At 29.1% G+C, this 15380-nt stretch carries 6 protein-coding genes; 5 read left to right on the top strand and 1 reads right to left on the bottom strand.

Annotation, left to right across the window (positions count from 1 at the left end; genetic code table 11):
• The first annotated feature begins 15 nt into the window (after positions 1-15).
• From AC6FXG_RS08765 to AC6FXG_RS08745, 5 genes are all read left to right on the top strand, one after another.
• Positions 16-1722 (top strand): DNA topoisomerase 3, encoded by a 1707-nt coding sequence (locus tag AC6FXG_RS08765; protein WP_500572375.1) that lies wholly within the window; start codon positions 16-18, stop codon positions 1720-1722.
• 225 nt (positions 1723-1947) lie between these two features.
• On the top strand, positions 1948-2391 hold the full coding sequence (locus AC6FXG_RS08760) for a type III toxin-antitoxin system ToxN/AbiQ family toxin (protein WP_500572381.1): 444 nt from the start codon (positions 1948-1950) through the stop codon (positions 2389-2391).
• A gap of 1032 nt (positions 2392-3423) precedes the next feature.
• Positions 3424-3882: a TnpV protein gene (locus tag AC6FXG_RS08755; RefSeq protein WP_500572374.1), complete on the top strand. Its 459-nt coding sequence runs from the start codon at positions 3424-3426 to the stop codon at positions 3880-3882.
• 1262 nt (positions 3883-5144) lie between these two features.
• The gene (locus tag AC6FXG_RS08750; protein ID WP_500572380.1) at positions 5145-12989 is read left to right on the top strand and encodes a helicase-like domain-containing protein; all 7845 of its coding nucleotides are present in this window, start codon (positions 5145-5147) and stop codon (positions 12987-12989) included.
• A 33-nt stretch (positions 12990-13022) separates the two neighbouring features.
• Entirely contained in the window at positions 13023-14165 is a 1143-nt protein-coding gene (locus AC6FXG_RS08745; protein ID WP_500572373.1) for a single-stranded DNA-binding protein, read from the top strand.
• A gap of 160 nt (positions 14166-14325) precedes the next feature.
• Here AC6FXG_RS08745 and AC6FXG_RS08740 read toward each other — a convergent pair.
• On the bottom strand, positions 14326-15380 hold a 1055-nt coding region (locus tag AC6FXG_RS08740; protein ID WP_500572372.1), incomplete at its 5' end, for a relaxase/mobilization nuclease domain-containing protein.

The raw sequence follows: 15380 nt of genomic DNA, 5'->3' as shown, positions 1-15380 counted from the left end.
ACTTAAGGAGGAAAAATGAAATTAGTAATCGCAGAAAAACCAAGTGTTGCAGCATCAATAGCAAAAGTTATAGGAGCAAAAAATAGAAATAATGGATATTATGAGGGGAATGGATACATTGTTTCATGGTGTGTTGGGCATTTAGTACAAATGGCAAATCCTGATGTGTATGATGAAAGATATAAGAAGTGGAGAATTGAAGATTTACCTATTATCCCAAAAGAATACAAGTATGAGGTAACGAAGACAACTAAAAAACAGTTTAATATTCTTAAAAGACTAATGAATAGTAATGAAGTTGACACCATTATTAATGCTTGTGATGCTGGTAGAGAAGGAGAAGCTATCTTTAGACTTGTATATATGATGGCAAATTGTAAGAAGAAAATGAAACGTCTTTGGATTTCCTCAATGGAAGACTCTTCCATAAAAGAAGGATTTAGCAACTTAAAAGATGGAAGTAATTATGATAATCTTTTTGATTCAGCTAAGGCTCGTGCCATAGCTGATTGGCTTGTTGGAATGAACATAAGTAGACTTTACTCCTGTCTATATAATGAAAATTATAGTGTAGGCAGAGTACAAACACCAACTTTATCAATGATTGTGAATAGAGATGATGAGATAAATAGTTTTAAAAAAGAAAAATATTATACAGTGGAGATTTCCATGAATGGATTTACACTGTCGACAGATAGAATTGATGACAAGATAGTGGCAGAGCAGCTTAAAAATTTAATCGGAGAAAAAATTGAAATAACCGATGTAATTAAAAAAGAAAAGATTACAAAGCCTAATCTGCCCTTTGATCTAACAACACTTCAAAGAGAATGTAATAAGTATTTTGGATACAGTGCAAAACAAACCCTAGATTATGCCCAAAGCCTGTATGAAAAGAAGTATATTACCTATCCACGAACAGATTCAAGATATTTGACAGTAGACATGATAGAAAGCACTGTAAATAATATTATAGGGAAAAATGATTTTGACACAGAAAGAATTAAGGTAGTTTTTAATTCTGAAAAAGTTACAGATCATCATGCAATAATTCCAACGATAAGTTCATTAAATAAGGATATTTCAAATCTCCCGGAAAGTGAAGCCAAAGTATATAGACTTATAACAAATAAACTCTATGCAAGTTTTGGATACCCACTTGTAGAAAATACAACAAAGATAGTGGCTGAATTTGACGGGTTTGAATTTATAAACACTTATAAAATAATTGCAGAAGAAGGGTTTACAAAATATTTAGAAGAATATAAATCAAAGAAGAAAGAAGATATACAACTTCCCGATGTAAAAATAGGAGATCTTTTATATATTGAAAATAAAGATATAAAAGAGAAATATACAAAACCACCTAAACACTTCACTGAAGACACACTATTAAAAGCTATGGAAATAGCTGGAAATGATGAATTAGTTAATGATGTTGAAGTTGAAAGAAAAGGACTTGGTACTCCTGCTACAAGAGCGGGAATAATAGAAAATTTGATATACAAAGGTTATATAAAAAGAGAAAAGAAAAACCTAATATCAACTAGAAAAGGATTAAACCTAGTTACTATAGTTATAGATGAGTTTAAATCTCCAAAGACAACAGCAAAATGGGAAATGAGATTAAGTGATATAGCAAAGGGTAAGGAAAATAAAGAGAATTTTTTAAAAGAAATTGAAGAAGAAATAAAAAATACCATAGGTAAATATTATAAGTAAATTGATTATAAAAAATTGAATACGGTTATAGGAATGAAGAAAGGAGTGATTTATGAAAGAAATAGGGTATAATATAAGTGATAAAAGAGTAGGCATTAGGAAATTTACTTATTTGATATTACTATGAATATATGTTATACTCTTATCAGATAAAGATGGTGTCCCACTACCGTTAAAGGTGGAGCATTAAAGAAGGTGTATCACTACCTACATCCCAAAGGTAAAATATTAAAGCAAACAGAGAGGTTAAAACCTTTCTATTTTTTTATTCCAATTTCTTCTGCAAAGGAAAAACATAAAAAATGGAAGAATGTTTCTGATGAGCATTTTTTGATTTATGAAGTGATCGATAATAGTATTACTATAGATGGAGATATCTATAAATATTATTCTGATAGAGAAAAAATGCACATATTATCTATATTGGATATTAAGAAAATGATTCCTGTACCGACTGATTGTTATGAAAGAATTGATTTTAACGAACTTGAGGATATTAGATATAAAGACTTATTTCAAAAAGAATACGCTTTTTGTTTAAAAATAAAAACAAAGGTCTTGATAAAGGTAGAAAAAATATACCAAAAGCAAAAGAAAACAGGAATTATAAGAAGAGCAAATTGTAATTTTTCAAAGTTAGAAAAAGCAATGTTGGATTGGAAGCAATAGGATAAAGGCAGTTAAAGCGATTTGAAAAGTAAAAAATTCTAATCGTTTTTTTATTGCAATAAAAAGATAGAGTAAATGACATGCTAAAGTTATCTTTTGCTTACAGAAATTTAAAAAATAGAAAGAAATAAAGTTTAATAAATAAATATATAAAAATTTAGTTCATTTTTATCACTATAATGAGGAGGGATAAAATGCCAAGATATGATATAGTAGATTTAAGTAGAACAATCTATCTTGCAAAAGAAGAATTTAAGAAAGATATAAAAAAATATGAGGAATATTTAAAGGTATCAGGCAATAACTATAAGTATCCATATATACATCAAATATCTATATACAATATGGATCCAAAAGCAACAGCCTGTGCAGAATTTGATTATTGGAAAAGTATAGGTAGAAGCGTTAAAAGAGGCGAAAAAGGAATACCACTTTTAGATATAGATAGTGGAAGAATAAAATATATCTTCGACATAAGGCAAACAGTAAGTATTAATCATAATATTTCTGAGGTAAAGTTATGGAAATATGATAGCAAAAAGCATTTAAACTTACTAGATGAAATGATAGATAAGTTTAAAGAAAAAGATAGTAAGCTTCTATTAAGCCAAGAAGATAAAATTGCTGCCTTAGTAGAAAGTAATGTTAGAGGAAAATTCAATAAAATTATAGAAAGTCTATCTGATGAAAGTTTAAAAAGCATTCAAAAGGTAGACCTTTTTAATTTGTTAAAAGAATCCGTAAAAATTTCCATAAGCGAGAGAATGGAGATTTCATATCAGCTAAAAGAAGAAAACTTGTCCTTACTGTCTAAAATATCAAGTTTGGACGTAGACAAAGTATTAAGTATAAGCTCTAACATAAGTAAAAATATCTTACTTGACTTGGGAAGGGAAATAAAAAGATTAGAAATTTTAGAGAAAATTCAAGAAAGAAGAGATTTGGAGCAGACAAAAGAGCTTAAGGAGCGTTATAATAAATTAAGTTCTGATATAAACGGTAAAATAAATTTTAAAAAAGGAGGCTTGGAAGATGAAAGAGAAAGTAACATTGGCAGGCAAGGAATACCTCATGGAGGAGGGGATTTACACACCAATCGTCAAGGAGAATTCCTTCGAGAGACAGGGAGGGACATACAAGATGGAAGAATTGGAGGAAGGCATGGAAGTCCTAATACCCAATATGGCAATTCCCGAGAAAATAGATTTAAAGAAACTCAACAGATGGGGAAGGATGAGATTGAACTTTCTCAAGGAGAACAAAGAAGAGGATTATCAGATAATGTATTTGCAAGGGGCATTGATGGATCATCTTCTATCAAAGGAAAAAGAGATAGAGGACTTTATCACGAGGGAAGAAGTCAAAATGATGGAAACTTGGGGTCTGACAGAAGAACTGAAAGAAGAGGACTATCTGAAATATCTGAGATTGAAGAAGAACATGGATATGACCCTACAAGAAATAGGGGAAAGGGAGATAATCCTAATCTAAAAAATGAGGAAGTAGAGTCTACTTCCTTTTTTTCTGCTAAAAATCATGGAGAGCAAATATCCTTCTCAAATCCAATAAGTCAAAGAGAAATAGATACATTTTTAATACATGGAGGAAATCATGAAGATGGAAGATTAGCAGTAATAGCAGAATTTTCTAAGGGTAAATCTTTAGAAGAACAGGCAAACTTTTTGAAAGAAATATATAGGGGAGCCAATGGTCTTGAAATTGAAGGAAGAAAGATATCTGCATGGTTTGGAAAGGAAGGAGCAATTTTTAAAGATGGAGATGAGGCAAGATATAGAGAAGGGCAAATAGTTTCTTGGAAAGATTTAGCTAATAATATTAATAATTTATTAGATAGAGGAGAATTTGCTAGCAATGTTGAGATTGTAGAAAGTGCGACATATGAAAGAGAAAAAATAGCAGAAAAATTATTGTATTTAAAGAGAGATCTTACTGATGAAACTAAGGATAGATATTTAGCGATTCTTAATGATATAAAAGGAAGAGGCTTCCCAGATGAAAAAGAAAATCTCGGGAAAAAACTTGAAGATAAAAATTTTATAAATAAACTCAGAAAAGAATACGAGGTATTTTTAGAAGAATATAAGATTAATCCTGATATTTTAAGATTTCATCATTATAAATTATCTAAAATCTATAATGATATCAATGATTTAGAAATAGAAAGAAAATTATATAGGTCAAATTTAAAGGATATTGCACCTATTCAGAGTTTTATAACACAAGATGAAATAGATGAAAGCCTAAAAAGAGGAAGCGGGTTTTCTGATGGAAAGAAAAGAATATATGAATTTTTTACTGAAAAGCATGATTTAAAAGAACAAGCAGATTTCTTGAAAAATGAATATGGCGTAGGTGGAAGTTCTCATGCACTATCTGCTGCAAGAGAAAGTGGTGAGTGGCACGATGCGAAGGGAATAAAATATAATAAAGGTAATGCAAAAGAAATACTACTATCTTGGTCTAATGTTGCAAGAAGAATTAATGACCTTATTAAAAAGAATAGATATATAGATGAAGAAAGTTTTGAAGAAAATAGGAAGAAAAAAACAGATCAGGAAATAAATAAAACAGAAAAAGAAAGCCAGGAGTATATAAATTATCAAGATGATTTGCCTCCAACTGATAATGATGTATATATAGAAAGAACAAATAATAGTTCTATATATTATTATCAAGGACAGTCTGTAGCAAGTATAGGTGATGATGGAAAACTTATCATTTATGATGAATTTATGCCAAACTTTTTAAAAGAAGAAATATATTCCATAGCCTTTGAAAAACAATTAGATATACCATTAGACCAGTTAGACGATGGAATTATTCTTGAGGGAATACATGACACTTTTTATATTAAAGAAAAGGAAGAAATAGAAGGAAGAGAATATTACCTTTTAGAAAGTCAAAGTCGATATGATGATATTCCAAATATTGTAGTTAATTCTAACAAAGAAGTTATAGATGATGATATAGTAAATGGTTTTGAAGAATTTAAGGAATTTTATCCTAATAAAAATAAAGAGAATATAGGTTTTGATTTAGATAGCCATAGAAAAGATGATTATTGGATAATTGAGTTTAATGAGGGTTCAAGTCTAATAGAAAAAGATTATGCAGGACAAAGGCTGACTAAAGAACTATTAGATGAAATAAGGGAAATAGATGAAAAGATAAGACTTCATAATAAGACCTTAGGAGAAGATGAATATGGGCAGATGACTGATAAGTGGGAGGGGTATTCCAAATTCTATTTTAACCATATAGTAGATGGAAAAATAGTTGATCACTATAAGATAGACATAGGTGATGGAAATGAGATCAACCAAAGAGACTTTGAATTTCTTTATGAACAAATAGGAAAAAGTCAGATAGAACTTAATCAAACTATAGAAGAAAATAAGATAGATGAAAAAATAATTTCAATAAATCAAATTGAAGATAGAATTTTTGATGTATTAGTTAAGGATAAAGTTTTAGAAAATGAAATTATAAAGGCAAGAGAAAACTTAGGAAATAATACCTTAGCAAGTTTTAACTCTGTATTCCAAAGAGAATATGCAAAAATCATGAGAGAAGTTGCCGATAAACAAGGAAATCTTCCAGATGATATGAAGTCAATAGATAAGGTTAAAGAATTAGCTATTAGAATAGAAAATAGATATAGAGAATATTTAAATAATTCACATGAAAACAATATAGAAGATGATAAGGAGATACTCTCTATAAAAGTGGGAGATATAGTTAAAACAGAGGATAATAAATATTTAAAAATAAAAAATATTTCCAGTGGATATGATAATAACCATAATCAAATAATATATTATTCATATGATGCCTATTTTGATAAGGACTTAAAACTATTCTCACATTCCTTTAAAGAAAGCGATTTAAAAGCTTTAGAAGTATTAAGAAATGAAGTAGAAGAAAAATTAACAAAAGAGATTGTAGAAGATAAAATAGCAGTAAAAGTAGGAATTTATTACGCTTTAGTAGATAAAGATAAAACAAAGGATATAGAACTAGAAGAAACAGGAATTAGAGTTTATCCAAGAAAGGAAAACTCACAAGGAAAGATCTATACTTTATATAAAGGGAAATCTTTTGAAGATAGCAGAAAAATAGACAGTTTGTTTGATGAAATTACTGCCAAGATAAAAGAATCAAACCTTACAAACTTAAATGATGTATTAGAATTGGAAAGGGAAGGTTTATTTGAAATTACTGATGATAAAGTTACAAAATTTGAGGAAGGCTATGATATAGATGTTCAAAGCTTTAATCAACAATTTCCAGATTATTATAATGATATATATGTTTTTAATAAAAATCTTGAAATCAGTGGTGCATATCAAAATTTAGCACATATAAATGAAGAAAATAAAATTACTTTTAATATAAATTTATCGCAAGAAGAAAAATCAAAAATTGAAGGAATAAGAGATAAAAAAGAAGTTCTTTCCAAGTTAATAGATAAGGATATCAAAGAAAAAAGAGAATACTATTTTGATCCTCAAAAAGAAGAATACTCACTACTGTCAAAGAAAATAGAAGATGGATTATTAAAAAAACCAGAAAATATTATAGATGGAAAAGAAGGGTATAAGGTAGAGCTAATCTTAGATGTTAAGGGGAAATCTCTTAAACAAAATTTACGATACAATGGGTATATTTTAAATTCTAATCAAGCTATAAAATATAAAAGTTATAAGGATATATTAAGTAACTTACCTTATTTACTTGATGACAAACATAGAGAAGTGCTTTTAAATGGATATTTAAATCAGCAAATAGAAAATGATAGAGCAAGGCAAGAAGAAAATCCATTTAAAGAAGGTATGAGTGTTAGATACAAAGGAAAAGAATACACTATAACTGCCATTAACGATACTACAAGTCCTAAAACTATAGAACTAGAAGATAGCACAGGACTAATGAATGGTTTTATTACCGGAAGTGAAACAATTCTTTTTAATGACTACAAAAATCTTGATTTAGAAGTATATAAATCTAGTGAAAAAGAAAAACAATCTATTGATAAAGAGGAACTGGTAGAACAAATCAGCTTTGAAGATATTGACAATAATAACGAAGAAAAAGTTAAAAAAGACAAAAGGACTGATATAGAAAATATAGAAGGGGTTTCTGAAGTTTCTTTAGAAAACTATAAAATTATTAATGAAGTAGAAAACCTACCACCTTCACAGAGATTAAAAAACAACATTGAAGCTATAAATGTCTTAAAGGCTTTAGAAAAAGGAAATAGAAGTGCAAGAAAAGATGAACAGGAAATTTTGGCAAAGTATATCGGCTGGGGAGGACTTTCCGATGTATTTGATGAAGAAAAGGAAGGTCAATGGCTTGATGCAAGAAACTTTTTAAAAGAAAATCTAACTGGGGAAGAATATAATAGGGCAAGAGGATCAACTCTAACAGCTTTTTATACGCCGAAAGTAGTTATAGACGCTATCTATGAAAGTCTTTCTAATCTTGGCTTTGAAAAAGGAAATATATTAGAACCAAGTGCTGGGACAGGGAGATTTATAGGAAATCTACCTGAAGAAATGAAAGAGTCAAACTTTTATGGAGTTGAATTAGATAGCATTAGTGGACAAATTGCCAAAGAACTTTACCCTAATGCCAATATCCAAATAAAAGGCTTTGAAGAAACCAATTTTTCTAATAACCTATTTGATGTGGCCATAGGAAATATTCCTTTTGGAGAATTTAAAGTAGCAGATCGTGAGTATGAAAGAAATAACTTTCTAATTCACGATTATTTTTTTGCTAAAACTTTAGATAAGGTTAGGGATGGAGGCATCATTGCCTTTATAACATCTTCAGGAACAATGGATAAAAAAAGTGAAGATGTTAGAAGATATATATCGGAAAGAGCAGAGTTCTTAGGAGCAATAAGACTACCAAATACTACATTTAAAGGGGTAGCTGGAACAGAAGTAACTTCAGATATAATCTTTTTAAAAAAGAGAGATAGACTATTAAAGATAGATGAAGACTGGATAAAGCCAGATAAAGATGCAAAAGGACTAATATATAATAAATACTTTGTAGATAATCCTCAGATGGTAATAGGGACTATGGAAGAAATACCGTCAAGATTTGGGACAAGCCTTGCATGTATTGAAAATAAAGATATTTCTTTAGAAGAAGGACTAAAAAAAGCCATTAAAAATATTCAAGGTAGGTATGAAGAAGCTCAAATAAATGATGATTTAGGAGAAGAAACAATACCAGCTGATGATAGTGTTAAAAACTATTCTTTTGCTTTAGTGGATGATGAAATATATTTTAGAGAAAATTCAATTATGCAAAAAATATCCTTAAATGAAAAGGATAAAGATAAGGTAAAAGAATATTTAAGATTAAATGAAAGTCTAAGGAAAGTTATAACCTATCAAAAAGAAGACTATTCAGATGAAGAGATAAAAAAAGAACAAGAAAATCTAAATAAATTCTACGATGATTTCAATAGCAAACATGGAAGACTAAATTCAAAAACCAATAAAAAGTTATTTAGAGAAGATGCCAATTTTTCTTTAATTTCAACTTTGGAAAAATTAGATAAAGAAGGCAACTTTATAGGAAAATCTGATATCTTTAACAAGAGAACTATAAAAAAAGCTGTCATAATAGATCATACAGATAGGGCAATAGATGCTCTGGTACTCTCTATTAGTCAAAAAGGTAAAATAAATTTTGATTATATGGAAGAATTGACAGGAAAAACAAGAGATAAATTAATAGAAGAATTAAAGGGAGAAATATTTTTAAATTTAGATTCCTTTGAACCTAATGATATAAATCCATTTAAGTCTGCTAAAGAGTTAGGAGATTTTTCAAGACCTTACGTAAGTGCTGATGAATACTTGTCAGGAAATATAAGAGATAAAATTAAAGTTGTAGACTCTTATATTAAAAACATCGAAAAAGAGTTAGGAAAGGAAGAAAATCTAGAGGATAGTAAACTCTTAAAAAAAGAATTAGAAGAGTTACATTTTCAAAAAGCAAAGCTAGTGGAAGTAATGCCTAAAGCACTAGATGCAAGTGAGATTACAGTTAGAATGGGTGCAACATGGATACCGGAACAAGATTACAAAAAATTTATGTTTGATTTGTTGAAAACACCAGTTTCATCAAGGTGGAATATAGATATTAAGTATTCTGACTTTACAGGAGAATATAGAGTTGAAGGAAAAAGCTCTGATAGGGACAATGACCTTGCTTCTTTTACCTATGGTACAAATAGGGTAAATGCCTACAAATTGATAGAAGATACTTTAAATTTAAGAGATACTAAGGTATTTGACCAAGTAGAAGACAGTGATGGAAAGAAAAAATCTGTGCTTAATCAAAAAGAAACAATGCTTGCAAGAAGTAAGCAAGAGATGATAAAAGAAGAATTTAAAAGCTGGATATTTGATGATGTGGAAAGAAGAAATAGATTAGTAGAAGATTATAACGAAAGATTCAATTCCATAAGACAAAGGGAATATGATGGATCTAATCTTACTTTTGAAGGAATGAATCCTGAAATAGAATTAAGAGCACATCAAAAAGATGCAATAGCAAGAGGGTTGTTTGGTGGAAATACTTTACTTGCCCATGAAGTAGGAGCAGGAAAAACCTTTGAAATGATAGGTATAGCCATGGAGTCAAAAAGACTTGGTATGAGTAATAAGTCAATGTTTGTAGTTCCTAACCACATTGTAGAGCAATTTGGAAGAGAATTTAATGAACTTTATCCAGGAGCTAATGTATTATGTGCTACAGAAAAAGATTTTACACCAGATAGACGAAAAAGATTTTGTAGTCGTATTGCTACAGGAAGTTTTGATGCTGTTATTATAGGGCACAGTCAATTTGAAAAAATTCCTATATCAAAAGAAAGACAAGAATATGAATTGCAAGGTCAAATTGATGAAATCATTGACTATATAGATGAATATAAAAGAGAAAGGGATCAAAGATTTACTGTAAAGCAATTAGAAAAAACAAAGAAAAAATTAGAGACAAAGTTAGAAAAATTAAATGCTGATTATAAGAAAGATGACGTTGTAACCTTTGAGGAACTGGGAGTAGATAAGTTATTTGTAGATGAAGCCCACGCATACAAAAACCTCTATCTATTTTCTAAAATGAGGAATGTAGCAGGAATTACTTCTACAGATTCACAAAAATCATCAGATATGCTTATGAAATGCCGCTATATGGATGAAATTACTAATAATAAAGGATTAGTATTTGCCACAGGTACACCAGTAAGCAACAGTATGGCTGAACTTTATACCATGCAGAGATATTTACAGTATGATGAATTAAAAAAGATGAAATTGCAACATTTCGATTCTTGGGCGTCTACTTTTGGAGAAACAATAACGGCAATAGAATTAAATCCTGAGGGTAATGGTTATAGGAGCAAAACCAGATTTGCAAAATTTTATAATCTTCCTGAACTTATGAATACTGTAAAAGGATTTATGGATATTAAAACAGCTGATGTTTTAAATCTTCCTACACCAATTGCCCATTATGAAACTATAAAAACAAAGCCTACCGAAGAACAAAAAGAAATTCTTGAAACTTTTTCAGAGAGAGCAGATAAGGTTAGAAATAAGGAAGTGGACGCAAGCGTTGATAATATGCTTTTGATTACAAATGACGGAAAGAAAATGGCACTTGACCAAAGGTTAATCAATCCTTTACTTTCTGATGATCCTAATAGTAAGGTGAATACCTGTATAAAAAATGTATTTAGCATTTGGGATAAATATAAAGATAAAAAATCTGCTCAATTAATATTTTGTGATATGTCTACACCAAGTAATGATTTTAATATCTATGATGATATTAAAACAAAACTTATAGATATGGGAGTACCTGAAAATGAAATAGAATTTATTCATAAGGCAAAAAACAATATGGAAAAAGACGCTATCTTTGATAAGGTAAGAAAGGGAGAAATAAGAGTCTTACTTGGTTCAACACAGAAAATGGGAGCAGGTACTAATGCCCAAGACAAACTAATTGCAATTCACGATCTTGATATACCATGGAGACCTGCTGATCTTTCTCAAAGGGCAGGCAGGATTGTGAGGCAGGGAAATGAGAATAAGGAAGTCCATATATTTAGATATGTAACAGAAAATACTTTTGATGCCTACCTATTCCAAACCTTAGAGAATAAACAAAAATATATTTCCCAAATTATGACGTCAAAGACTCCTGTAAGAGTTGCAGAAGATGTAGACGAAGCCACATTAAACTATGCCGAAATCAAAGCTCTTGCAACAGGAAATCCATTAATAAAGGAGAAGATGGACCTTGATGTTGAAGTTTCTAAACTTAAAATGCTAGAGTCCAATTTTAAATCAAATCTTTACAAGCTGGAAGATAAAGTAGTTAAATTTTATCCAAAGGAAATAGAAAGATTAAAAGAAAGGATAGAGAACTTAAAGGAAGATATTAAAAATGTTGAGCCTTATAGAGATGTAGATAAAAATTTAAAAGAAGATAATAAATTTACCTCTCTAATTATTGACGGAAAGAAGTATATAGATAAGAAAATAGCTGGAGAGTTTTTGTTGAACAAAATTAAGGGAGTTAAAATATATAGGGAAATGGATAAAGATGGAGAAAAAATAGGTGAATATAGAAATTTTGATTTATCCATAAAATATGATTCTTTTTTCAATAAATATAACTTTATATTAAAAGGCAAGGGAGAATATAGAGGAGAGTTTGGTACAGATGAAATAGGTAATATAACAAGAATGGATAATGTATTAGATAAATTACCAGAAAGATTAGAAAATACAATTTCAAAACTAAAAGATACAGAAGAGCAATTTCAAACAGCCAAAATTGAAATACAAAAGACATTTCCACAAGCTGAACTTTTAAAGGATAAGACATTAAGACTTGCAGAAGTAAATAATTTACTAGATATGGGAAAAAGTGAAGATATAAGCCAAGATAATCCATTACTAGAAGAAGTAAAGGAAGAATTGATAGACTTCCTTAACAGAGAATATGATGAAGAAAACAGGTTAGAGGACTTTGATACTATATTTCCTGACTTAACAGATATAGGAATAGCTTATACAACTACACCAGATGAAAAACATGAAATACAGGTAAGTTTAGATTTAATAAATTACAAGATGAACACCTATGTAGATAAGAACCTAATTGACAGCTTTCAATACACCTATGATCCCTTAGATGCAAGTGATTTAAAAGAGCTAGTACAGATAAAGACATCTATTGGCTTTTGGAATTTTAGTGAGCTTGTATCAGTAAATGAAGAAAAACTGAGAGAAGTAATGGGATTTGAAATAGATGATGATGGCAACTTCTATGACCCATTATCTAAAGATATGGATTTAGATGGAATAATAGATAGAAATGATGCTGACTTTAGAGATAGTAAAGTTCAGGAAATAGGGGATTTTGAAAGGAAAGAAAAAACATCTATTATGGATAAATTAAAGGAATATAAGGGGAATTTAGCAGTAAATAATAATATAAAAGAAATAAATAATAGTGAACCATGTGGCAGATAAAGCTTTAAATGAGATTATTAGAGGAAAAAGAATATGGAATTTGATAGATATAGCTTTAATGAATTTATTCGAGAAAATTTTTCTTTTGATGGTGCTACTCAGAGAATAATTAACAATATAGTTGAATATGGAATTAAAAATTTTGCCACTTCAGAAGATAAATTAGTTGAACTTATTCAGACTACAATCGATGATCCAACAGTTGAAGAAATAAAACAATTTATTATTAGTGATGGAAAGGAAGAAGAAATAAAAGATTTAACAGATAAGAAAGATAAAAATAGAAATGGAGGAATAAAAATGAATATAAAAAAGGGAAATGTAATTGAAACTGAATTTGGAGACACTATGGTATTGGATGTGAAAGATAATCAAGCTACCTTATTTGACGGAAAGCAATTTATTTTAGCCACAGGAGTAGAATTTGATAAAGAAAGTGGAAAGTATGAATGGGATTCTGTTAGATACGCAAGTGATATAAAAACAATAGCAAATATGGAAAATACAAATTTTGAAAGTATGAAAAATACAATAGATTTTTTAGCAGAATATAATCATAAAGAATTTGTAAAAGGTATTATATCTCTTGAAACAGGAGTAGAAAATGAAAATGTTCTTAATAATGCCTATGATAATTATATGAACGATTCAGTTATGGGTCTTATTGATGAAAAGTTTATTGAATATATAGACGAAGAAGAGTTAAAAGAAAACTTAGAAGCTAATCAAGAACAAGGAGATAAAGAAATGAAAGATATAGATAATAAAGAGAAGGATACATTAAATATAGATGGAAATATAGCAACTGATATAGAAATTAAAGATTTAAAATCAAAAGATGGGAGGGACTTTAAAGTAGCCTCCTTTTCTATTGCTGAAAATGACAAGGAAGGAAATGCAAAATTCATCAGCTGCTACGCCTATAATGACAAAATCAATCAAGTAAAAAATTTGAAAAAAGGAGATTTTGTACACCTATTTGGCAAAGAAAAGAAAAGTATGGGAAAGGATAATAAGGAATACACAAATCTAAAAGTATACTCTGCAAAGTTATTAAAAGCTAAAGAGCATACTGAAACAAAAGCATCAACACTAGGAAAATTAAAGGAATTTAAGACTAAAGGGGATATGAAAGTGGATGAAAAGAAGAAAAATGATAAAAGCATAGAAAGGTAAAAGATTATAGGGGGCAGGTTTTAGTCTGCCTCCTGTATTTTTTTATTGGTTGTCTTTAAGGGAAAATGATTGGTCATATTGAAAAATATCAGCCACATCCTATCAGGAGGGCTGATACACAAAACTTTTCACACTACCGGAGAACTGATACACCAGATCCTTACTTATATAATTCATTATAAATATACTTATCAGTATTCTTTCTTAATTGAGTCAATTCATTTATCAATATATTCTCGTTGGCGTAGTCATCCATAAGAATATCTTTTTTATTTTTGTATTCATCATATAATTTTGACAACTCTTTTATACTTGGATTTTTATATTGACACTTTTCTAAAGCATTTATTGCTTTTTCATATGCGATAATTTGAGGCTTATATTCACTATAAAAATCTTTATCATTTGGATTTTCTTTATAGGTTTTATAGATAACCTTATTTATTTTTATTGTGTTAATGTTTTCAATAGCTACGTAAATTTCGCTCATAACTTTTTCAACATCTTTAATTTTATTTAGGATTTCTTGCCTATTAACAGCCTCTTCTTGGAGTTTAGTTTCCAAATCCATACTAGATGATAGACCGTATTTTCTAAGCTGATTTAAGGTCTTCGCCATAGTATTCATGTTATGCTTTCTTGCCCATATTTCATAACCTTTAGAAGATTTAACCTTTTCATTACTTTCTATGTCTATTATATTATCAAATTTCTTATAAGATTTTTTATCATAACAAATTTTGTTATTTTTGTAATTTTTATTTACCTTATTTTCAATTCTCTCTTTTATTTTCTCTTTTGTATAATCTTTTCCAAGAGTAGTTTCCCTCGCACGAATGAATCGCCCTTTTTCTCCTTGTTTTTTATGCCTGAAAGAAAGATATTTTCCAAGTTTAATTTCATAGCCATATTCTTCCATAAGCTTTAAGAAATTCTCATAGCTATTTGCTTTATTAATTGTATGATCAATAGCGATTTGAAGTTTATGTTTCCAAGATTTTCCTTTCTTAAATTCAATATATTCTTTATAGGATTTACCATTGGTTTTATACTTTTCCTTAAATTTTACATAATCTTCATCTATAACTGATAGCTTATACTTTCTACATAAATTATCACTATGATTTCTAATTTGGTGATAAGTTTTTTTGTTACTTTGATATGCTTTACCAGTCTCAAAAGAAACATTATTAAATAGTATATGGTTGTGAATAT

The sequence above is a fragment of the Ezakiella massiliensis genome (assembly GCF_059862345.1).
This window is presented reverse-complemented; position numbering and strand designations above follow the sequence as displayed.

Coding starts and splice junctions, on each gene's coding strand:
- AC6FXG_RS08765 (WP_500572375.1), top strand. CDS start 16: ATGAAATTAGTAATCGCAGAAAAACCAAGTGTTGCAGCATCAATAGCA.
- AC6FXG_RS08755 (WP_500572374.1), top strand. CDS start 3,424: ATGAAAGAGAAAGTAACATTGGCAGGCAAGGAATACCTCATGGAGGAG.
- AC6FXG_RS08750 (WP_500572380.1), top strand. CDS start 5,145: ATGCCAAACTTTTTAAAAGAAGAAATATATTCCATAGCCTTTGAAAAA.
- AC6FXG_RS08745 (WP_500572373.1), top strand. CDS start 13,023: ATGGAATTTGATAGATATAGCTTTAATGAATTTATTCGAGAAAATTTT.